The 20,594-nt window shown below is 66.3% G+C and carries 18 protein-coding genes and 2 riboswitches; of the genes, 2 read left to right on the top strand and 16 right to left on the bottom strand.

Annotated features, from left to right (window positions below; translation table 11 throughout):
• Positions 1–4: 4 nt before the first annotated feature.
• The 6 genes from BRA1417_RS0118765 to BRA1417_RS44840 form a co-directional block, all read right to left on the bottom strand.
• Positions 5–937 (bottom strand): N-carbamoyl-D-amino-acid hydrolase, encoded by a 933-nt coding sequence (locus BRA1417_RS0118765; protein ID WP_027517104.1) that lies wholly within the window; start codon positions 935–937, stop codon positions 5–7.
• Positions 938–1,066: 129 nt separating this feature from the next.
• Positions 1,067–2,362 (bottom strand): aminotransferase class III-fold pyridoxal phosphate-dependent enzyme, encoded by a 1,296-nt coding sequence (locus BRA1417_RS0118760; protein ID WP_027517103.1) that lies wholly within the window; start codon positions 2,360–2,362, stop codon positions 1,067–1,069.
• 10 nt (positions 2,363–2,372) lie between these two features.
• Positions 2,373–3,953, bottom strand: a complete 1,581-nt coding sequence (locus tag BRA1417_RS0118755) for a hydantoinase B/oxoprolinase family protein (protein ID WP_027517102.1) — start codon at positions 3,951–3,953, stop codon at positions 2,373–2,375.
• Positions 3,950–5,959: a hydantoinase/oxoprolinase family protein gene (locus tag BRA1417_RS0118750; protein WP_027517101.1), complete on the bottom strand. Its 2,010-nt coding sequence runs from the start codon at positions 5,957–5,959 to the stop codon at positions 3,950–3,952. Before BRA1417_RS0118750 ends, BRA1417_RS0118755 begins: the two co-directional genes overlap by 4 nt.
• A 486-nt stretch (positions 5,960–6,445) precedes the next feature.
• Positions 6,446–7,879, bottom strand: coding sequence for a PepSY domain-containing protein (locus BRA1417_RS0118745; protein ID WP_027517100.1), 1,434 nt, complete (start codon positions 7,877–7,879; stop codon positions 6,446–6,448).
• An 11-nt stretch (positions 7,880–7,890) separates the two neighbouring features.
• The gene (locus BRA1417_RS44840; protein WP_027517099.1) at positions 7,891–10,239 is read right to left on the bottom strand and encodes a TonB-dependent siderophore receptor; all 2,349 of its coding nucleotides are present in this window, start codon (positions 10,237–10,239) and stop codon (positions 7,891–7,893) included.
• A 116-nt stretch (positions 10,240–10,355) separates the two neighbouring features.
• Positions 10,356–10,558, bottom strand: a riboswitch (cobalamin riboswitch).
• A gap of 73 nt (positions 10,559–10,631) precedes the next feature.
• On the opposite strand from BRA1417_RS44840, the gene BRA1417_RS0118735 reads away from it, so the two are divergent.
• Positions 10,632–11,204, top strand: a complete 573-nt coding sequence (locus tag BRA1417_RS0118735) for a histidine phosphatase family protein (protein WP_027517098.1) — start codon at positions 10,632–10,634, stop codon at positions 11,202–11,204.
• On the opposite strand, the gene cobT is transcribed toward BRA1417_RS0118735, so the two are convergent.
• From cobT to BRA1417_RS0118695, 8 genes are all read right to left on the bottom strand, one after another.
• Positions 11,205–12,257 carry a nicotinate-nucleotide--dimethylbenzimidazole phosphoribosyltransferase gene (gene cobT / locus BRA1417_RS0118730; RefSeq protein ID WP_027517097.1) on the bottom strand — a complete coding sequence of 351 codons (1,053 nt, stop codon included), beginning with the start codon at positions 12,255–12,257 and terminating at the stop codon, positions 11,205–11,207.
• 15 nt (positions 12,258–12,272) lie between these two features.
• The gene (gene cobF, locus BRA1417_RS0118725) at positions 12,273–13,022 is read right to left on the bottom strand and encodes a precorrin-6A synthase (deacetylating) (RefSeq protein ID WP_027517096.1); all 750 of its coding nucleotides are present in this window, start codon (positions 13,020–13,022) and stop codon (positions 12,273–12,275) included.
• Positions 13,023–13,067: 45 nt separating this feature from the next.
• A complete protein-coding gene (locus BRA1417_RS0118720) occupies positions 13,068–13,745 on the bottom strand; it encodes an energy-coupling factor ABC transporter permease (RefSeq protein WP_027517095.1) in 678 nt (225 codons plus the stop codon).
• 36 nt (positions 13,746–13,781) lie between these two features.
• Positions 13,782–14,002, bottom strand: a riboswitch (cobalamin riboswitch).
• Between the two features lie 45 nt (positions 14,003–14,047).
• Positions 14,048–14,779 carry a uroporphyrinogen-III C-methyltransferase gene (gene cobA / locus BRA1417_RS0118715; RefSeq protein WP_027517094.1) on the bottom strand — a complete coding sequence of 244 codons (732 nt, stop codon included), beginning with the start codon at positions 14,777–14,779 and terminating at the stop codon, positions 14,048–14,050.
• Positions 14,776–16,086 (bottom strand): cobyrinate a,c-diamide synthase, encoded by a 1,311-nt coding sequence (locus tag BRA1417_RS0118710; protein ID WP_027517093.1) that lies wholly within the window; start codon positions 16,084–16,086, stop codon positions 14,776–14,778. Before BRA1417_RS0118710 ends, cobA begins: the two co-directional genes overlap by 4 nt.
• Positions 16,086–16,868 carry a precorrin-4 C(11)-methyltransferase gene (gene cobM, locus BRA1417_RS0118705; protein ID WP_027517092.1) on the bottom strand — a complete coding sequence of 261 codons (783 nt, stop codon included), beginning with the start codon at positions 16,866–16,868 and terminating at the stop codon, positions 16,086–16,088. The genes BRA1417_RS0118710 and cobM overlap by 1 nt, the downstream gene beginning before the upstream one ends.
• Positions 16,865–17,233 carry a cobalamin biosynthesis protein gene (locus BRA1417_RS0118700; RefSeq protein ID WP_027517091.1) on the bottom strand — a complete coding sequence of 123 codons (369 nt, stop codon included), beginning with the start codon at positions 17,231–17,233 and terminating at the stop codon, positions 16,865–16,867. Before BRA1417_RS0118700 ends, cobM begins: the two co-directional genes overlap by 4 nt.
• Positions 17,230–18,411 (bottom strand): bifunctional cobalt-precorrin-7 (C(5))-methyltransferase/cobalt-precorrin-6B (C(15))-methyltransferase, encoded by a 1,182-nt coding sequence (locus tag BRA1417_RS0118695; RefSeq protein ID WP_027517090.1) that lies wholly within the window; start codon positions 18,409–18,411, stop codon positions 17,230–17,232. Before BRA1417_RS0118695 ends, BRA1417_RS0118700 begins: the two co-directional genes overlap by 4 nt.
• Between BRA1417_RS0118695 and BRA1417_RS0118690 the strand changes: the two genes are divergently transcribed.
• A complete protein-coding gene (locus BRA1417_RS0118690) occupies positions 18,410–19,156 on the top strand; it encodes a cobalt-precorrin-6A reductase (RefSeq protein WP_027517089.1) in 747 nt (248 codons plus the stop codon). The genes BRA1417_RS0118695 and BRA1417_RS0118690 overlap by 2 nt on opposite strands.
• On the opposite strand, the gene cobJ is transcribed toward BRA1417_RS0118690, so the two are convergent.
• Entirely contained in the window at positions 19,132–19,866 is a 735-nt protein-coding gene (gene cobJ / locus BRA1417_RS0118685) for a precorrin-3B C(17)-methyltransferase (RefSeq protein WP_027517088.1), read from the bottom strand. The two genes, BRA1417_RS0118690 and cobJ, sit on opposite strands and share 25 nt — an antisense overlap.
• Complete coding sequence (locus BRA1417_RS0118680) at positions 19,863–20,594, bottom strand: precorrin-2 C(20)-methyltransferase (protein WP_027517087.1); 732 nt, start codon at positions 20,592–20,594, stop codon at positions 19,863–19,865. Before BRA1417_RS0118680 ends, cobJ begins: the two co-directional genes overlap by 4 nt.

Raw genomic sequence — 20,594 nt, 5'->3', positions numbered from 1 at the left:
GACATCACTTCTCTGGCGGCGGCACAGCGCCGGTCTGGCTCGTGATCAGACCGTAATGCTCGATACGGCGATGCTGCGCGAAATTAAAGATCGTCGTCTTGCCGAAGGTGGTGGCATCGAGGTCGCAAGGGTGGACCAGCAGTTCGTCTTCTTCCGTCTTCGCTTCGGCGACGATTTCGCCATTGGGATCGACGATCAGGCTACCGCCGAACAGCGGGTGGCCGTCCTCGTTACCGGCCTTGGCCACCGCGACCACCCAGGTCGCGTTCTGATAGGCGCCGGCCTGCGCCGAGAGGCGGTTGTGGAACAGGCGTTTCTCGACGCCCTCATCGCTCCTCTCCGCATTCACGGACGGCGTGTTGTAGCCGATCAGCACCATCTCGACGCCTTGCAAACCCATGACGCGATAGGTCTCGGGCCAGCGCCGGTCGTTGCAGATGGCCATGCCGATGATGCCGCCGAGCTCGCGCCAGACCTTGAAGCCGAGATCTCCCGGCTCGAAATAGCGCTTCTCCAGATGCTGGTGCGAACGCTTGGTGTCGTATTCCACATGGCCCGGCAGATGGATCTTGCGATATTTGCCGACGATCTTGCAGGATTTGTCGGTCAGGATCGCGGTGTTGAAATGATGCCCGTCCGGCGTCAGCTCGGCATAGCCGAAATTCATCGCCATCTGGTGCTGCGCCGCGCGCTCGAACAACGGTTTCGTCGCCGCGTTCGGCATCTCGCGCTCGAACCAATTGTCGAACTCGGCCCGGTCCTCCACGTACCAGCGCGGAAAGAAGGTTGTGAGCGCCAGTTCCGGATAGACGATCAGGTCGGCGCCCTTGCCTTTGGCCTCGTCCATCAGCGCAATCATGCGCTTGACCACGGCTTCGCGGCTGTCGGCTTTCTGGATCGGGCCCATCTGGGCGGCGGCAACATTGACGATACGCATTAGCGATTTCCTGGTGATGTCTTGGCCCAAGCTACAGTTTCATGCACGTGCCGGCGCGCGCAGCATAACGCAGCATCGCGCGGACTTGCCAGCCGGCGCCTGCACATCGGCATCGTGTGCGCTGCACGCTCATCTCTGTTCCGCATCGGCAACATCCAGGCCATGGTCCAGCGCGTCCAGAAGCTGCCCGGCCTCATGCTCGGAGATCACCAGTGGCGGTGCGAGGAACAGCGAGGTCTGCTCGCCGCTGGTGCCGATCACGGCGCCTGCCTCCAGCGCCCGCTCCGCGACGCGCGAGGCAATCGGCACCTCGGTGGTGTCGGCGTGCCAGGAGCGCCAGTCCGGCCCGTGCAGCTCCACGGTCCAGTGCAACCCCTGCCCCGCCACGCGCCGCACGCTTGGATGTTTCTGCGCGATGGCGAGAAGGCGGCGGGTGAACAGCTTTTCGAGGCCCCTCACGTGCTCCAAAATCTTGTCATCGTTGACGACCTTCAGATAGGCGCTGACGGCAGCCATGCTGATGGGATGCCCGCGCAGCGTGCCGTAATTCTGCCAGCTCGTGCCCTTGAGCCGTTCGACGATGTCCTTCGACACCACGACCGCGGCAACCGCCGCCGCGCCGCCGCCGAGCGATTTTCCGAGTGTCACGATGTCAGGGCGGCTTTCGGCACCCTGAAACGCGAACCAGCGCCCGGCGCGGCCCGCTCCGGTCACCACTTCATCGGCGATCCAGTATGAGCCAGCCTGCCGCGCGCACCGAGCCACCTCGTCCTGATAGGCGCCATCGTAGTAGACGCCGCCTTGCGTGTAGTCGATGATCGTAGCTGCCGTATCCGAAAGCAGGCGCGTGGCATCGGCCAGATATTCGCCGGGAGCAACATTGTTGGCCGGCGCGCCGTAGATCGCGCCCTGCGGCGCCGGCAATATCCGCACCGGCGCCATCGGCGCCGGCAGCTTCGAGCCGCCTGAATGCACCGCAAGGCCGCCATGCCATTGCGGCTGCACCGTCATACTGCGCGACAGGCCCGTAATGCCGTGATAGGCGCGTTCGCGCGTCGCCAGCGCGGACCGCTGCGTCAGCGCCTGACACAGCGACAGCGCCATGTCGTTGGCCTCGCTGCCGCTGATGCAGAAGCGCACCGCACCGACCCAATCCTCTTCGCCTCTGAACGCGGTGGCCATCAAATCGTCAGCAGCCTGCTCGCGGCCGACCCAGGTCCAGCCCTCGTTCACAACGGGCGTATCCGCGGCGCGGCGGATCGCCTCCACCATCGCGGGATGACGATGTCCGAGGCCGCCGCCGGTGTTGCTGCCGTCGATGAGCTTGCGACCATCTGACAGATGAAAATAGACGCCCTCGCCGCCGACCACGGCCATGGGCGCGCTGTCGCCGGCATTCAGCCCTGTTCGCAACAATCTGCTCATTGCAATCCCTTCATTTCGCAGCCTCGGCGCCGTAGCCACCGCCGCCACAGGTCTCGACCGTGACGAGATCGCCTTGCTGCAGCACCAGGTTCGACTTGCCGTCGATCGCGACGTTCGCGCCCTGCCGGATCAGCGAGATGCGGCAGGTCTTGCCGGGTTCGCCGCCCTGCATGCCGAACGGCGCGATCACCATGCGCTCGATGCAGGTGGTCAGGTGCATCGACGGCGCCAGGATACGATAGGTGCGCACGACTCCGTCCCCGCCGCGATGCGCGCCCGCGCCGCCGGAATGCCAGCGAATAGCCTGCTGCTCGACTTGGATCGCGTAATTCGCCTCGATCACCTCGACCGGTGTGTTCGAGGTGTTGGACAGATGCACCCGCGTGGCCGAGATGCCGTCCCGATCGCGCCGCGCGCCCTCGCCACCGCCGTGCACCTCGTAGAGCATCTTCCATGAACCGTTCTGTCGCGGCTCGGCGAAGAACAGGACGCCCGCCGTGGTCGCCCCGCCGGCCGACAGACGTTCGGGAATGGTATCCTGCATGGCGCGGAAGATCGCATCGACGATGCGCATCGAGGTCTCATGGTTGCCGGCCGCAACCGAAGCATTCCACCCAGACTCCAGGATCGAGCCCGGGCGCGTGATGATGGTCAGCGGCCGCAACGCGCCCGCGTTCTGGTTCATGTCGCGCCCGCTCATGATGCGCGCGGCATAGGCTACCGCAGAGCGCGCCATGAACGGCGTGGTGTTGCAGAAATTCGAGACGCGGTCGCAGCTTGCTGAAAGATCGAAGGTCGCTTCGTCGCCGGCAATGGTGATCTTGACATGAATGCGCGCGGGCGCGTCATCGACGCCGCCGTCGTCCAGATAATCCTCGCCCTCGTAGATGCCATCAGGCAGATCGTGCAACGCCTCACGCATCTCGATTTCGGAGAGATCGTGCAGGCGCGACTGCGCCGCCGTGAAGACCCCCTTGCCGTGCTCGCGGCAGAGCTCGACGATGCGCTTCTCACCGGCCTTCGTTGCGGCGATCTGGGCGAGAAGATCGCCCTCGCAGGATTCGGGATCCCGAACATTGGCCTTGAGCAGCTGCACGATCGGCGTATTGACGCCGGCTGCCGTGGCGATCAGAACCGGCGGAATGCGCATCGCTTCCTGGAAGGTGTCGATGGCTTTCGCAAAATAGCTGCCGGGCCAAGTGCCGCCGATATCAGGCCAATGCGCGAGGCTGACCGCGAACGCGACGATCTCGCCGTCGACGAAGACGGGGCGCACGACCTTGACATCGTTGAGATGATTGCCGCCGAGCGGGCCGACATTGTAGATCAGAGCGTCGCCGTCGTTCAGGCTGTCGCGCGGCACCACTTTCAGCAATTCGATGACCGTATAGGCCATCGCGCCGAGATGGATCGGGATGTCGCGGCCCTGCCCGACCAGATCGCCGCGGCCATCCGTGATCGCCGACGACAGGTCGCCGGCCTCGCGCAGCAGCGGCGACCGCGCCGAGCGCGTCATCACCAGGCTCATCTCCTCGGCCGCGGCCGAGAGCCCGTGCCTGATGACCTCGACGACGAACGGATCGAGCTTCATGCCGTCCCCCGCGTCAGGAACAAATTGCCTGAAACATCCGGCCTCGCCTGCCAGCCGGGCGGGACCACCACAGTCGACCACGCATCTTCGATGATGGCCGGGCCGCTGACGATCTCGGTCAGCGAAGCGCGGTCGATAATGCTTGTCGTGATGTCGTGAAAGCCGTCGAACGAGCAGATGCGCTCGCCGGTGGAGACCATCCTGACCGCGGTGGCCGGCCGGCTCACGACGGTCGTCGACGGACGGCGTGCCTGCACCCGGACGGATTCGATGACGCAGCTCTCGCTCGTCGCATAGCCGAACAGCTCGTGGTGCCGGGCCAGAAAATCCTTCTTCAGCCTGACAACGTCGAGCGGTCGCGCGAACGGCACCGGAATAGCGTCGTTCTGCGCCGCGTAGCGCATCAAGGCGACCAGCTCGACCTGAATCTCGGCTGTGGCAACACCGTTGGCGATCAGCGGCGCCGAAGCATCGTCAATCAGCACCCCGATCCGCTCCGACACACGGGCGAGGTCGATGCCATCAAGCGCCGCGCGCAGGGTTTGCTGCTGGAGGAAGCTGAAATCGGCAGTGAGACAACCCAGCGCCGAAAACGCGCTCGACGCGCCGGGAACGACGACCTCGGCGATCCCGTAGAGATCGGCAAGGCCCGCGGCATGCATCGGGCCGCCACCGCCGAAGGCGAGCAGCGTGCAGTCGCGCCCGTCGATGCCGCGCTCCACGGTGACGCGGCGGAGCGCGCGCGCCATTGTCGCATTCGCGACCTTGATGATGCCGAGCGCGGTTTCGGTCAGGCTCAGCCCCAGAGCGCGCGCGATCGGCGCGATGACATCACTGGCTGTCTGGATGTCGATTCCGATCCGGTCGCCAAGTTTTGTTTCGGGATTGAGATAGCCGAGCACGGCGTTGGCGTCGGTGATGGTCGGCTCGGTGCCGCCGCGGCCGTAGCAGGCCGGTCCCGGCTCGGAGCCGGCGCTTTCCGGTCCGACGGTCAGGCCGCCGGGACCATGGCGCACGATCGATCCGCCGCCCGCCCCGATGGAATGAACCGCAAGCATCGGCTGACGCAGCGGCTTGTCACCGAGCATGCGGCCGTCGGTCATCTCGGCCTGGCCGTCGACGATCAGGCAGACGTCGGTCGTGGTGCCGCCCATGTCGAACGTCAGCATGCGCGATGTGCCGAGCTGGCGCGCGATGCTGACCGATGCCGAGACGCCGGCCGCGGGGCCTGACATCGCCATCACCAGCGGCCGCCGCTTCACGGCCGAGATCGGCACCATGGCGCCGGCCGAATGAAACACCTGCAGGCAGGGGCCGATCGGCAACCGCTGCTCCAGCTCGCTGAGATATTCCACCGCGATCGGCATGGCGGCCGCGTTGAAAACAGTCGCCGAAGTCCGCTCGTATTCGCGCGCCTCGGGATTGACCTCGTGCGACAGCGAGACGTGGGCAACGACGCCCTTGAGCCGCTCGCCGAGCATCTTCTCGTGCACCGGATTAGCGTAGGCATGAAGCAGCGCGACCGCGACGCTCTGAACGCCGGTCGTTTTCAGCCATGCCACCAGGCGCTCGATCTCCGCGTCATCCAGCGCCTTCAGTACCTGCCCCTCGTGATCGAGGCGCTCGGCAAGCCCAAAACATCGTTCCGGCGGCACCAGTGGCGGCGATTTCGGCGGGACGTCGAGACGATAGAGATCGCGGCGGCGATAGCGCGCGATCTCCAGCACGTCGGCAAACCCCTCGGTCGCGACCAGCGCCACCTTCGGCAGCCGTCCTTCGACGATGGCGTTGGTCACGCGCGTGGTGCCGTGGACGAAGCGCTTGACCTCGCTCTTGCGCAGGCCCAGCGCCTCGATCGCCTCCAGCATCGCCTGAACCGGAGCCAGCGGGCGCGATGGCACTTTCGCGATCCGTACCTCCGCGGGGGAGTGCCGGATCGCGATGATGTCGGTGAAGGTGCCGCCGATATCGGTGCCGACTTCCCAGTGATTTTCGTCGGTGCTCATGTGGCGTCAGCTATGGACGACGTTCGAACCGGACGCGGGGTCCTTCCCGTCCATCGCAAGGTTCAATCGCAAGCCGAGAGCGCTCATCATCATCCCCCTGTCATGCCACCGCTTGCGAGCGTGCGACAGAGCGATGGGCTCGGGATAGGACCGCAGTTGTCGCAACGCACAGGACCAGCACGCAACCGGTCCGGCGCGCCGAGGCACATTTTAGTGCAGCGCTGCCCGCATGGAGAGCAGGTCGGTGTGGATCGTTCCACGCGAGACAAGTGCAGCGCACCACGCGTTTTCCCGGACGAAACGCCACATCCGCTGCACCGCAATCCGCGCGCCGCGCACGGACTGTCTAATTTGCAGGCGATCGACGGGCGCTATGGGCCATGCGATTGCTTATGAGCTATGCATGACAGTCGGCTCAGCCTCTCTTTATTGTACGATCAGTAAGCGGTGGTTTTGCCCGCTCAACGTATCGCGATGTTCCGGCTCTCAGGCTGCAAACGAGGGACGCAGGCGGCGCCAGCCGATGACAATGCCCGTGATGGAGAACAGAAAGCCGAGGGCGCAGAGCCCGACGACCAAGCCGTCACGCAGCAACGGATGCGCGACCAGGACCGGAAAATCCAGCGTGTGCAGTGCGCCGTAGAACCAGCGATAGACCCGCCGCGACGAATCCAGCCTTTGCAGCAAATTGCCGTCGGCGCCGTCGATGTCGAACCAGAGGTCGCCGCAGTACGAACGGAAGACCGGAGCACCCCGGACGGTGGACTGCGCGGGATAATTATCGTTGGCGGCAAGTACCGACGGTACGCCGCAGCCGGCCGCGAGGCGCGCGGTCAGCCCCTGGACCTCGTGCACATCCAGAGATCCCGTTGGTCGATCGCGGGGCGCATCCCATGCCTTGATCAATGTCTGAGCGGCAAGGCCCGTCCGATCCCGCCGATAGAGAGTGCCGTTGAACGCAAACCATTCGGTCTCACGGGCCGACGGCGCTACAGGCTGCCGATCGAGCGATGCCGCCGCCGCCCAGTTCGGTGAAGCGTTCATCACGCTGGATTCAGCCGAGGTCAATTGCCCACGCGAGAACAGCCGCCCGTGATCCATGGAGAGCCAGCCACTGAAAATCCAGCTCAGCACGAACACCGTCGCCGCGAGGCCGATGAGATGATGCAGCGCATGCCAGCCACGATAGGGCGAGCCGATCAGACCGCCTCGAGGTTTGATCCGCGCAAGCCCGAGCACAGTGCCGAGCAAAGCCGCGATCAGGGCCAGCAGCGACAAGGTCCAGACCACGCGATCCCACAGCGACCAATTGCTTCGCAGGACCGTTGGATAGATCCAGTGCAGCACGCTTCCGACGAGATTCCATCCGCGCTCGCTGCGCGTCGTGTCCAGGACGATCTCGCCGGTGAGCGAGGAAACATAAAGCTCCGTTCCGGCGGCGCCGCCGATGGCAGCCCGAAACAAGGGCCGGTGGCGGTCAAAGCCGTTCGGCACGCTCCATTGGTCATAGTCCGCGCGCGCAACGATCGTGGCCCGCGCAGCATCGAGCCCACGGCTGCGGGCGTGATCTCGCGCGATGGCCAGCGCGACGTCGAATGATTTGACCGACGCGTCGGCCCCATCGGAGGCGCGGACTGCGCCCGCGCGCGACAGCCCCGCGACGACATAGACCGGTCCGTCGCTGCGCTGGATCAGGCGAACGCGCGTCGCATCCGCGATGCCGCTTGCGGCCACGGCATCGGCGACCGCAATCCTGGTCTCAGCGCTAGCCAGCGGCACGAGTCCGGCAAAGCGTTCCGCTTCCGTCAAGGACGGAAACGGAACGAAGTGCATCACGATTCCCGTCGCGAACCACATCGCGAACAGCAGGCAGAACGCGATCCCGAGCCATCGATGCAGCAGGACGATCGCGCGCATCATCGATCAGCGTCCTACCATTTGAATGCGGCCGAGAGTTCATAGCTGCGCGGCGCGCCGAGCAGGATCTGGTCGGGATAGAACGGATCGCCCCAGATCGCGTAACGCTTGTCGGCGATGTTGCGCACCCGGAAGGTCAGGCGGGCCTGGTCGACTGCGTTGAACACGGACCTGGGGATGTCGACGAAGGCATAGACGTCCGCGACAGTGTAGGCCTTCAGCGTCACCACGTTGGCATCGGTGTTGTAGCGGTCGCCGACATGGCGGCCGGTGATGCCGAGCTCTACCGCCCAGGGCGTGAAGAAACGGTACGACGCGCCGGCATTGGCGACGACGCGCGGCACGTTCGGCGGCGTGTTGCCGGAGAACGAGCCGCCGACAAAATCGTAGTCGGCGTAGCGCGCATCGACATAGCCGATGTTGCCCCAGATGCGCAGAGGATCGATCGGGCGGACCGAGGCGGCCAGCTCGACGCCCTTCGACTCCTGCCGTCCGGCGAGGTTGAGTTGCATGCCGCCGGCCGCGGCATAGACGTTCTTGCGCAGGATGTCGTAGGCCGAGAACGACCACTCCGCCCGGTTGTCCCAGAACAGGTGCTTGACGCCGGTCTCGTAGGTGCGTGCGGTGGTCAGGTTGAGCGGATCGGTCGGATTGAGCAGGAAGATGTTGTTGGCTGCGATGTCGGCGCCGGTGGCGTACTGGCTGAAGAAAGTCAGGCCCGGAACGGCTTCCCAAGTGTAGCCGATACGCCCCGTCGTCGGGACCCAGGATTGCGAGAACGGAAAAGCCGCGTTCACAAGCCCGGTCTTGTCGGTCGAATTGCGGTCGAGCCCGATATGCTCGACGCGGAGGCCGCCGACTAGCGCAAAGGTCCGTGTCATCTTCAACCGGTCCTCGAACGACAGAGCTTCGTTGTCGATCCGCGCGGTCTGCTGCTTAGTCGTGAGCAAGCCGTAATAGCCGCGATCGGGATTGACCAGCGAGACGGAATCGCCGGGGAAATTTGCGGCGCCCGGCCTCACGAAATCAAGGTAGCTTGAGGACAACGTCGTGACCAAACGGTTGTCAAAGCCGGCGATATTCGCATCCCAGATCAGGTCGGTGATGTTGCCGACCAAGCGTTGGCTGTGCGCGACATAGAAGCGCTCACGGTCGACCAGGTTGGTGCCGGAATTGAACGCCTCGACCTCGTTGTTGAACCACGTGCGCTCTGCGCCATAACCATAGGCCTGGCTCTTCAGCGTCAGGTCGGGCGCCAGCTTCAGCTCGAAACCGCCACGCAGCCACACTTCCTTCGCCACGTTCCTGTTGTCGAGGACGTTGTAGTTGGTGTTGAAGGTGCGGTCGTCGATCGTGACGGCCCCAAGATCGGTCTTGTTGAAATAAGTGCCGGAAACAATCCCCGTCGTCGCGTGCGAACCACTGAAAGCAATCGGCACCAGTGGCGCACCCCAATAGGCTTTCGAGCGATCCTCGCGGTATTCGATCGCGCCCCAGACCTTGAGGCTGTCGGAGATGCGATAGTTGAGCTGGCCCGAGACGTCGAGCGTCCTGGTGTTGGTGTCGTCGGCAAAGCCGTTGAGCGAGGAACGACTGACGTCGAAGCGGTAGTCCAGCCCCTGCACATTGGTGCTGCCGCCCGAGCCGTAATGCGCCCGGAACGAGTTCAGCGAATCCCAGGAGAAGTCCGCCTCGTTCCGGATCGGACCGGTGTGCGGCTGCTTGGTGACGAAGTTGATCGCACCGCCGGCGGCGCCCTCGCCCGACATCAACGAGGCCGGCCCCTTCAGGAATTCGACAGCCTCCAGGTTGGCCGTGTCGGTGATCCGCGAGGTCATGTTTTGCGGACCGATCTTGATGCCGTTGTAGAGCGTGTTGATTTGGCTGTTGGTGAAGCCGCGCATCGAGAAAGCAGAAGGCTCGGCCGGATTGTCGCCGGCTGTGACGCCAACCGCTCCCTGCGCGACGTCGGAGACGGTGCGGTAGCCCTGCTCGCGCATGGTCGCGGCCGAGATCACCTCCACGGTCGCCGGCGTTTCGCGCACAGCCAGGCCAAGGCGCGAGGCGCTTTCGGCGACGGCATTGGTGTTGAGCGGCGTCTGTGCTGCCGCGATCGGCACAACAGGCTTGGGCGCTATCGATGCGGCCGCTGGCCGCCGCGCAGCTGCGCGGCGTGGGCTCTGCGCGTCCCGTCCGGCCGGGCTGGCCTGCCTGCGTGATTGTGGCGCCGACACCTCGACGGGCGGCAGTGGCTCGCGGGCCTGCTGCGCCAAGGCCGCTGGCATGTCGATGGCGACGAAAGATGTGAGAGCGGCGGATGCCAGTAGGAAACGGCGTGATCGTACGATACGAAGGGAATACACGGTCTTGGACCTCGGAGTGACGTCAGTGGCACGTCACCGCGAACCAGGGTCCCATCGTCCAGCTTGTAAGCCTTCCGATGAAGCCGAATGTCTGTACTCCCCGACCGACATCTTCGCGTGTGACCACGGCTGACGGCAGGTCTCCTGGCTCGCGGGTCAGTACCTTGCGTCGCCTTCCCGGGACCGAGATACCCAGTGGCATGTGACGCAAGATTCGCCGCTTACAGTTGCGGGGGCAGCCACGGCATTGGGGACAACGTCCCCGCACCGCATTCCCTTTTCATCCCCTATCGGGGAAACCGTCGCAAGCATCTAGGATTACGATCCAGACAGAGTCAATGTGCCAGTTGCGGCGTTACTGCCACAACGACCAATTTCCCTTGGAGATAAGCATGGAAGGCGAGACCTTCCTCTGGCTGATACGGCACGCGCCCGTCGATGGCGTCACGGGGACGATCCATGCAGCCGACGCGCCGGCCGATCTCGGCGCTCGCGCGCAGCTCGAGGCTCTGCGATACCGCCTGCCGCGGGACGCCGCGAGCTATGCGAGCCCGTCGCGGCGCACGGTCGAGACGGCCCGCGCGCTGGGTCTCGAGCCGGTGCAGCTGGACGAATTCAGCGAGCAGAACTTTGGCGACTGGACCGGCCGTCGGCATGACGAACTCGCCGCGACCGGTGGCGAGGCCTATGCGCAGTTCTGGAGCGATCCGGCGCGCGGACGGCCGCCGGGCGGCGAAAGCTTTGAGGATCAGGTCGGGCGGGTCCGGTTAGGTCTGTCAAAGATCGGCGCCGGGGCCGCAACGCTCGTCGTGCATTCCGGCACGATCCGGGCGGCGCTGTGCATCGCGCTGGATCTGACGCCACAAGCGGCGCTCCGCTTTGTGATCGATCCGCTGTCGCTGACCCGGATCGACCGGCTCGCGACCGGCTGGCGCGTCGTCTGCGTCAATCAGCCGATGATTTAATCAGGCCGGACGATCCGGCACATTGGCCTGCGCAAAGGTCGCCATGCCGTTGTGGAGCGCGCAAGCCGACCGCACCAGCGGCAGCGCGATGGCCGCGCCCGATCCTTCGCCGAGCCTGAGATCGAGGCTGATCAGCGGCTGCACATTCAGCGCGCGCAGCACCAGCCGATGTCCCTGCTCGGCGGATTGATGCGAGGCCAGCAGGAACGGCTGGCACGAGGGGTTGAGCCGCGCCGCCGCCAGTGCCGCCACCGACACGATGAAGCCGTCGATCAACACGGGAATGCGGCGCTGTGCAGCCGCGATAATTGCACCGCAGATGGCCGCGATTTCGAGACCGCCGACGGCGCACAGGATCTTTTCGGGCGAAGCGCCCGCAATGCCATGGCGTGCGATCGCAGCGTCGATCACCCGCGCCTTATGCGCACGGCCGGCCGCGTCGATACCGGTGCCGCTGCCCGCGATCTCCGCGGCGCTCACGCCGAGCAAGCCGGCCGCGATCGCCGCCGATGTCGTGGTGTTCCCGATGCCCATCTCGCCGAAGATCAGAAGATCGGGCTGCGCAGCCTGCGCGCGCGTCACCGCACGTCGGCCGGCTTCGAAGGCGAATGCCAGCTCTGTGGGGGTGAGCGCAGCCTCGACGCTGAAATCACGTGTGCTGCTGCGCGGCTTGTCGGTCACGATCCCAGCCATCTCCTCCTGCGCCAGCGTGCCGGCGTCGATGACTTCGAGGTTAGAGCCCAACTCACGCGCGAGCACCGAGATCGCGGCACCGCCGGAGGCAAAATTCGCCAGCATCGCGATGGTCACTTCTTGCGGATAGGCCGAGACGCCCTGCGCGACGATGCCGTGATCGCCGGCAAAGATGATGATCGGCACCCGCGCCGCGCGCGGCTGCTCGGTTGCTTGCAGGCCGGCAAGGTCAATCGCGAGCTGCTCGAGCCGGCCGAGCGCGCCGGTCGGTTTCGTCAGTTGCGCCTGCCGCGCCACCGCCGCCTCGCGGTGGACTGCGGAGATCTCGGGGCATTGTTGGGTGACCCATTCGGGGAGCATGCTGCCTCGCTTGCCTCACGGCCTGCGCTTGAGGATGTAATTGTCCATGATCCAGCCGTGCCGTTCGCGCGCCTCTTGGCGCACCGCGACGATACGCGGGCCGATCTCGGCCAGCGCGCCGGACATGACGATCTGATCGGCCATGCCGAGATAGGCGCCCCACCAGATGTGCAGGCCTTCCGGATCGAGCGACTGGAACGCCGTGCCGCCGTCGAGCATCACAACCACGGTATCGACGCCTTGCGGCCAACCGCCATCGCGCAAGCGGCGTCCGGTCGTGACCAGGAAGGGCTCGCCGATGTCGTTGAGCGGCAGCGCATGCGCCGCACACAGCGCCTGGATCGAGGTGATGCCGGGAACGACCTCGATCTTTGGCGAGGGATTGAGCCGCCGCGCGATGCGCAGCGAGGAATCATAAAGCGAGGGATCGCCCCAGATCAGCAGCGCGACCTTGCCCTCGCCTTCGAGATGATCCGCGATCGTCTGCGACCAGGCAGCGGCGACGGCATCATGCCAATCGTCCACGCCCTTGCGATAGTCCGCTTCAGCGGCGTCGCGGACGGGCAGATCGAACTCGGCAATGCGGGTCGTGTCGCTGGCGAGCACATCGGCGCAGATCGTCCGCCTGAGATCGGCGAGGTCGGACTTGGCCGTTCCCTTGCGCGGGATCAGGACGAGATCGGCCGCGTTGATGGCAGTGATCGCGGCACGCGTGAGCTGCTCGGGATCGCCGCAACCGATGCCTATCAGGGAGAGCGTGAGCATCGTGGCTGCGAAGGGCGGCCACAGCGGCCGCCCTTTCGCTTGTCTCTAGGCCGCGTTGTGCAAACGCGGCGTGACGAGGCCGGACGCGGTGACGCCGCGCAATGACTTCGCCAGCGCCAGCACGCCGAGATCGGCGAGCGGCTCGATCACGATGACCAACGCATAGGACGCCGCGAAGGTCGCGATGTTTGCGAGGTTGGTCGCGCCGAAGCCCGATCCATAAATCGCCCAGAACGCCACCCAGGCGATGACACCCGCCTGATAGGTCGTCGAAAGCGCCAGCGCCTGGCGATACTTCAGATCGACATAGGCCGTGTTGCGCGAAATGATCCGCGTGGCGATCGCCTGGATCCCGAACAGCGGCACCAGCAGCGTGGTGACGTTCATGCCATATTGCGGCAGGTCCGGCGGCTCGAAGAAGATGCCCTGGAACAGCAGGCCGAACGCAAGGCCGAAGGCCGCAGGCGCCGCTCCAAACAGCAGGAACAAGGTCGAGCCGAGGATGAAGTGCACTTCGGACACGCCGACCGGGAAGTGCGGCAGGATCTCGAAGAAGACGAACACGAGGCCCGTGGTGGCGAGCGTGCGCGCCGCGAATGACGTGATGCCCTGCTCGCGCACGGTCTCGACCGCGAGCTTCAAGGCAACGCCGCCAACGGCGATGCCGGTTGCGTAACTCAGCACGAGCTTGGCGTCCGAGACTAGTCCGGGTTCGATATGCATGGCTCAGATCCTTCTTGCCGTCACACCCGACGGCCTTGGCCTCAAAACGTGCACGGCCGGTCTCCTGGCTCGCGGTTCACTGGGAGTCTCCGGCCTTCCCGAACCTTGCGGCCCAGTGGCTGATCGAAGTCCCTCACCGCTTACAGTCGCGGGGGCGGCTGGGGTTTTGGGCGCCGCAACTGGGTCCGCCCATCCCCATTCCCGATTATGCTCCGGCGCTTTGCGCCGCGTCGAGCACCATGCCTCTCCTGTGTGCCCCTTTCGCCAGCCGGGCGTCAAGGGGCGAAGGGTGGCCGTGGCCGTCATGACGGATAATCCCCCGCCAGCGCGCCGAACAGGATGACGGCCGCCGTCGAGGCCGCCCCGCCCCGCGCAAGCTGCTCCGCAAGTTCCGAAATGGTGGTGCGGACCAGCCGCTCATCGGGACGGCCGAGCGATTCGGCAAACAACGCCGGCGTGGTTGGGGCGAGGCCGTGCTCGATCAATTTGACGACAAGCGCCGGAAACGTGCGACGGCCCATATAGACCACGGTCGTCGCCTCCGGATCGGCCAGCGCCACCCAGTTGAGGTCTGGCGGCAGCTCGCCGGTGACGTCCGCCCCGGTCACGAACTGTACGCGGCGGGAGGTGTGACGCCGGGTCAGCGGAATGCCGGCTTGCGCGGCGGCGACACAGGCCGAGGTGACACCGGGAATGATCTCGTAGCCGATGCCGGCTTCGCGTAGCGTCTCGAGCTCCTCCTCGAGCCGGCCAAAGATGCCGGCATCGCCCGACTTCAATCGCACCACGCGCGCGCCTGTTGCGGCGTAGTCGACCAGCAGGCGGTTGACGTGGTGCTGCTTGGTCGAGGCCCGTCCTGCCCGTTTTCCCACCGCGACGAGATTGGCGCCGGGCCGGGCCAGATCGAGGATCGCGCCCGAAGCAAGATCGTCATAGAGCACGACATCAGCTTCGCGCAGCCGCGCGGCACCCTTGAGCGTGAGCAGCTCGGGATCGCCGGGGCCGGCGGAGACGAAACTGACAAAACCGCTCACCGGTCCTCCGCGATCAGATGGAAGAACGTGCCGGTGGCTTGTCCCCGCCGCGAGCCGGTCTCGGCGATGATCACGCCTGTCGCGTCCTGCACGACCGCCAGCGGCGTGTCGGGCTGCGCGAGAATCGTCGAATAGTGGAATTCGTGGCCACGCAGGCGTGCACCGGCCTGATGCCCCGGCATCGGCGCGGCGAGCTCGGCCAGACGATAGCCCAGATGCATGCGGCGTTTGGCAAAGCTCGTCTCAAGGCCGAGCAGGCCCGTCATCTCGTGGCGGATGCCGTCGGCGTCGGTCAACGCGGTGCCCAGCACCATATAGCCTCCGCATTCGCCATGCACCGGGCGCGTTTCGGCGAAGGCGCGCAATCCGCTGCGGAAGCGCGCATTGGCCGCGATCTTGCCGGCCTGCAGCTCGGGATAGCCGCCAGGCAGCCAGCACACATCGGCGCCCGGATCAGGGCCTTCATCGGCGAGCGGCGAGAATGTCGAGATCTCCGCACCCGCCGCGCGCCACGCTTCCAGCATATGCGGATAGACGAAGGAGAACGCGGCGTCACGGGCGAGCGCAATGCGCTGGCCGGGTGGCGTCACGTTGACGCCGCTCGCGGCAGGTTGCGGCGACCAGGTGGCAGCCGAACGCAGCACCGCGTCGAGATCGACATGCTCGGCGACGAAGCGGGCGGCCTCGTCGATCAGCTTGCCGATCTCCGCTTGCTCCTCGGCCTGGACCAGTCCGAGATGCCGTTTCGGCAGGCTGATCTCGGCATGGCGCGGCAGCGCGCCGAACACGGCGATGCCGGCATCCAACAGCGCGCGCCGCACGAGGGCTTCGTGGCGCGGGCTCGCAACGCGATTGAGCACGACGCCCGCAAGGCGCACACCGGGACGGTAATCGCGAAGGCCCGCGGCAATCGCGGCCGCCGTTTGGGCCTGGCCCGAGGGATCGATCACCAGCAGCACCGGCCAGTCCAGCATCTCCGCGATGTCGGCGGTCGCCCCGGTGCCGCAGACGCCACGCGCGGCGACGCCGTCGAACAGACCCATCGAGCCTTCGGCCAGCACGACATCGGCGTCAGTGCCGCGACTGACGAGATGCGAGATCGTCCCGCGATTCATCGCCCAGCTGTCGACGTTGACCGAGGCGCGTCCGGTCGCGGCTGCATGAAACGCGGGATCGATGTAATCGGGGCCGCTCTTGAAGCACTGCACCCGCAATCCGCTATTGCACCAGGCGCGGGCGAGCGCCAGCGTCAGCGTCGTCTTGCCGACGCTAGAGGCCGGCGCGGAGATGACGAGCCCTGCCGCCATCACGACACCTCCGGAAAGCGCGGCTCGGCGCCCACGGGGCGATAGCGGCGGTCGTAGTCGGCGGCATAGAGACGGCTCTCGGAAAAATCCGCCGCGCCCAGAGTCTTGCCGACCAGGATGAGCGCGGTGCGCTCCATCTCGGCTCCGACAGCGGCGTCGAGTGTTGCGAGCGTGGCGCGGACGATGCGCTGCTCAGGCCAGCTCGCACGCCAGACGATCGCGACCGGGCAGTCCGCGCCGTAATGCGGCGTCAGCTCGGCGACGACCTTGTCGAGCAGATGGATCGACAGATGGATCGCGAGCACCGCGCCGGTGGCGGCGAAGGCGGCGAGCTTCTCGCCTTCAGGCATCGCGCTGGCGCGGCCCGGCGTGCGCGTCAGCACCACCGTCTGGGCAAGGCCGGGCAGCGTCAGCTCGGCCTCCAGCGCAGCCGCGGCGGCCGAGAAAGCGGGAACGCCGGGCGTGACCGTGTAGGGAATGTCGAGCGCGCGCAGGCGGCGGAGCTGTTCGCCCATCGCCGACCAGATCGAGAGATCGCCGGAATGTAGCCGCGCAACGTCCTTGCCATCCGCATGCGCGGCGGCGATCTCCGCGACGATCTCGTCGAGCGACAGTGGCGCGGTGTTGACGATCCGCGCTCCGGGCGGGCAATGCGCCAAGACGCCTTCAGGGACAAGCGAGCCGGCATAGAGACAGACCGGACAGGCGGCGATGAGGTCGCGGCCGCGCAACGTCAGCAAGTCAGGAGCGCCCGGCCCTGCGCCGATGAAATGCACCGTCATGCGCCGTCCCCTTCCGCGATTGCCGCGGTCGCGGTGCGATCCTGCGAGACCACCCGCGTCGCGATCAATCGCGCGCCAGGTCCAGCTGCCGCAAGCGCCGCCGCTTCGGCGACCGATCCCGTCCCGAACTTTTTCGCGATGAGCTTTGACTGCGTCGGCGTCTCGATGCCGGCCAGCATTTCGGCGGCAATCCCCTTGATAGGCACGCCGCATTCGCCCGCAAGCTGCTTCAGCGCCTCGGCGTCGGCCTTGTCGCTGACCGTTGCCACCGCTGCGAGCCCATCGGGACCGCCGGCCGCCTCAAGCGCCTCGCGCAACGACGCGAGCGTAACGTCCTTCTTGAATCCGAGCCCGGCAACCTTCATCGGACCGCACTCCATTGCAGCACCGGCCGCACCGCCGCCCAGGACCGGTAGCGGCCAAGCGGAGTGGCATGCGCAATCTCGACCCGCATCAAGTCGCCGCCGTGGCGCTGGTGCAGCTCACCCAGCAGCGCTTCCGTTTCCAACGTTACTGAATGCGCGACCAGCCGCGTACCGGGCGCGAGCCGCGACCAGACCGCGTCGAACATCGCGATGTCGAGACCGCCGCCAATGAACACGGCGTCAGGTGCGTCCAGGTCAGCAAGGACTTCAGGCGCCTTTCCTGTGATGACTGTGATCCGATGTGCCAACCCGAACGCCGCTGCGTTGCCGCGGATGTTCGCGGCGCGATCCTCGCGCGGCTCGACGGCGATCGCCATCCCGCCGCACAGTGTCCACTCGACTGAAATCGAACCCGAGCCTGCGCCAATGTCCCACAGCCGTTCACCGGGACGCGGCGCCAGCGCCGAGAGCGCGAGCGCACGGACCGGACGCTTGGTGATTTGGCCGTCATGGACGAAGAGATCGTCCGACAGTCCCGAGCTGCGGGGAAGGCCCTGCGCTCCTCTCGTCTCCACGGCCACCGTGACCAGGCTCCCGGCAACATCGCCTGCAAAACTGTCGGCGCGATGCGCGTTGATAATTTCGCGCGGCCCGCCAAGCGCGGTGAGTGTCCAGAATGTCGAGGCACCCCATCCGCGCGCCGTCAGCCATTTCGCAAGTTCGCCTGCCGCCTTGCCATCGCGCACGAGGCAAATGATGCGTGCACCTCGCGCCAGATGCGGCACCAGACGCTCAAATGGCGCAGCGTGGAGACCGAGACAGGCAATCGCTTCGAGACGCCAGCCCAGTCGCGCGGCGGCGAGCGAGAAGGTCGACGGCGCGGAATGCGCGATCCACTCGCCGGCGTCCAGCTTCTCGGCGAGGCTCGCGCCGGCGCCGTACCAAAACGGATCGCCGGAGGCGAGCACCGCTGTCGGACGGTCGCGGCAGCTCAGCACGACATCTGCGTCGAACGGCACCCGCCATGGACGGCCGCGCCCGGTCACGCCGGCAAGCGCAAGATGCCGTTCACCGCCGAAGACAGTTTCGGCATCATCGAGCGCCTTTCGGCTTGCCTCGGACAGCCCGGCAAGTCCATCTTCGCCGATACCGATGATGGTCAGCCAGGGATCAGCCATGACGCGCGCCCTCATTCTGGGCGGAACGGCCGACGCGAGCCTGCTTGCGGCGGAGATCGCGCGCGCCGGCATCGGCGCCGTGTATTCCTATGGCGGCCGCACCCGCGCGCCCGCCAATCAGCCGTTGCCGACGCGTATCGGCGGTTTTGGCGGCGTCGGCGGTCTTGCCGATTACATTCGTCGGGAAGAGATCACGCACGTGATCGACTCGACCCATCCCTTTGCCGCCGAGATGAGCCGCAATGCGGTCGCGGCTTGCGCGGAAACCGGCACGCCGCTGATCGCTCTCGAGCGCGCGCCCTGGACTCAAGCGCCCGGCGATAACTGGATCGAAATATCTGATGTCGACGCCGCGGTCGCCGCACTGCCCGAGGCGGCGGCAAATGTGTTCCTCGCCATCGGCCGCCAGCACATCGCACCGTTCGCGACCAAGCCGCAGCACGCCTACACGCTGAGATTCGTCGATCCGCCCGATGCGCCCCTGCCCTTCGGCGCGGACGTCATCGTGTCGCGTGGGCCGTTCACGCTTGAGGGCGAGCTGGAGATGATGCGCGCGCGAGGCATCACCCGGATCGTCGCCCGCAATTCGGGCGGCAACGGCGCGCGCGCCAAGATCGACGCAGCCCGCAGGCTCGGCGTGCCCGTGATCATGATCGCGCGACCGCAACTGCCGGAACGGTTGCGGGTCGACAGCGTGGCCGAGATCATGCAGTGGCTCGGTCATCGGACCTGCCTCGGCGCATAGACCCAGCGGCCGACGCGGCGGGTCTGCGAGTTGCCGACGATCACCAGCGTGCGCATGTCGGCCATTTCAGGTGTCGCTTCGTTCAGCCTGACGGTCTCGATCTTCTCATCGGCGGCGCTGATCGCGCGCGCGAAGATCACGAGGCGCTCGCCACAGCCGGCCTCGTTCAACACCGCGAGCGCACGGCCAAATCCTTCCGGCCGGCTCGCCGAGCGCGGGTTGTACATCGCAATGGCAAAGTCGGCTTCCGCGGCGAGCCGCAGACGCTTCTCGATCACCGCCCACGGCTTGAGATTGTCCGAGAGGTTGATCGCACAGAAATCATGGCCGAGCGGCGCGCCGGCGCGCGCGGCAGCCGCCAGCATCGCGGTGACGCCCGGCAGTACGCGGATCGGCAGCTCGCGCCATTGCGGCGCCTGTTCAAGCACCTCGAACACGGCGGAGGCCATCGCGAAGACGCCGGGGTCGCCCGAGGACACGATGACGACCTGCCCGCCTTCGGCGGCGAGCCGCAATGCCTCGCTTGCGCGGTGTAATTCTTCGCGATTATCGGACGGATGCAGCTTGAGTCCCGATCGCGGCGGCACGCGCGCGACATAGGGCGCGTAGCCGAGAATGTCCGTCGCGGCGGCAAGCGCGGCGGAGACCTCGGGCGTCACCAGCGCATCGCTGCCCGGTCCGAGACCCGCGATGGTCAGCGTGCCCGTCATTCGGCGGCGTCCGGATGCCGGCCCTTGCCGTGCACGAGCACGATCGCGAAATAGGGGCAGTCGGCGGCATCGATCTCCGCGAGCCGCACCACGCGCTCGCCCGGCATGGTGCCGCGCTCGACCAGCCAGGCGTCGTCCAGCCGTCCGGCGGCAGCGAGCGCGCGGCGAACCTTGGCGAGATTGCGCCCGGTCTTCATGATCACGAGCGCATCGGAATCGCGCATGCGGCGCTCGAGCTCGGCCTCGGCGAGCGTGCCCATGAGCACCGTCGTCACGTCGTCACCGAGCGCGATCGGTTGTCCCACGCCATTCCAGCAGCCGACCATGCCGGGAATGCCGGCGATCACCTCGATCTCGACGCGGCCTTGCAGGCGCGTGTGCAGATGCATGAAGGAGCCGTAGAAGTAAGGATCGCCCTCGCAGAGCACGACGACGTCGACCGCGCGCGCCAGCCGCGCCAGTCGCTCCGCCCATTCGTCGTAGAAGCCGGCAAGCAGCTGGACGTATTCAGGCGCGTCGAAGGCGATCTCCGTGGTGACAGGATATTCCATCGGATATTCGGTGACGTCGCCCGCCAACATGCCCTCGACGATGCGTCGCGCCTGGCCGGGCCGGCCCTTCTTGCGGAAATAGGCGACATGCTTTGCGCCGCGCACCGTGCGATCGGCGCGCACGCTCATCATATCGGGATCACCAGGGCCGAGACCGCAGCAAATGATGCGTCCCAT

The organism is Bradyrhizobium sp. WSM1417, assembly GCF_000515415.1.
In the GTDB taxonomy this organism is placed as follows: Bacteria; Pseudomonadota; Alphaproteobacteria; order Rhizobiales; family Xanthobacteraceae; genus Bradyrhizobium.
Note: the sequence above shows the minus strand (reverse complement) of the source record. Positions and strands in the feature narration are given on the sequence as shown.

Coding starts and splice junctions, on each gene's coding strand:
- BRA1417_RS0118765 (WP_027517104.1), bottom strand. CDS start 937: ATGCGTATCGTCAATGTTGCCGCCGCCCAGATGGGCCCGATCCAGAAA.
- BRA1417_RS0118760 (WP_027517103.1), bottom strand. CDS start 2,362: ATGAGCAGATTGTTGCGAACAGGGCTGAATGCCGGCGACAGCGCGCCC.
- BRA1417_RS0118755 (WP_027517102.1), bottom strand. CDS start 3,953: ATGAAGCTCGATCCGTTCGTCGTCGAGGTCATCAGGCACGGGCTCTCG.
- BRA1417_RS0118750 (WP_027517101.1), bottom strand. CDS start 5,959: ATGAGCACCGACGAAAATCACTGGGAAGTCGGCACCGATATCGGCGGC.
- BRA1417_RS0118745 (WP_027517100.1), bottom strand. CDS start 7,879: ATGATGCGCGCGATCGTCCTGCTGCATCGATGGCTCGGGATCGCGTTC.
- BRA1417_RS0118735 (WP_027517098.1), top strand. CDS start 10,632: ATGGAAGGCGAGACCTTCCTCTGGCTGATACGGCACGCGCCCGTCGAT.
- cobT (WP_027517097.1), bottom strand. CDS start 12,257: ATGCTCCCCGAATGGGTCACCCAACAATGCCCCGAGATCTCCGCAGTC.
- cobF (WP_027517096.1), bottom strand. CDS start 13,022: ATGCTCACGCTCTCCCTGATAGGCATCGGTTGCGGCGATCCCGAGCAG.
- BRA1417_RS0118720 (WP_027517095.1), bottom strand. CDS start 13,745: ATGCATATCGAACCCGGACTAGTCTCGGACGCCAAGCTCGTGCTGAGT.
- BRA1417_RS0118710 (WP_027517093.1), bottom strand. CDS start 16,086: ATGGCGGCAGGGCTCGTCATCTCCGCGCCGGCCTCTAGCGTCGGCAAG.
- cobM (WP_027517092.1), bottom strand. CDS start 16,868: ATGACGGTGCATTTCATCGGCGCAGGGCCGGGCGCTCCTGACTTGCTG.
- BRA1417_RS0118700 (WP_027517091.1), bottom strand. CDS start 17,233: ATGAAGGTTGCCGGGCTCGGATTCAAGAAGGACGTTACGCTCGCGTCG.
- BRA1417_RS0118690 (WP_027517089.1), top strand. CDS start 18,410: ATGACGCGCGCCCTCATTCTGGGCGGAACGGCCGACGCGAGCCTGCTT.
- BRA1417_RS0118695 (WP_027517090.1), bottom strand. CDS start 18,411: ATGGCTGATCCCTGGCTGACCATCATCGGTATCGGCGAAGATGGACTT.
- cobJ (WP_027517088.1), bottom strand. CDS start 19,866: ATGACGGGCACGCTGACCATCGCGGGTCTCGGACCGGGCAGCGATGCG.
- BRA1417_RS0118680 (WP_027517087.1), bottom strand. CDS start 20,594: ATGGGACGCATCATTTGCTGCGGTCTCGGCCCTGGTGATCCCGATATG.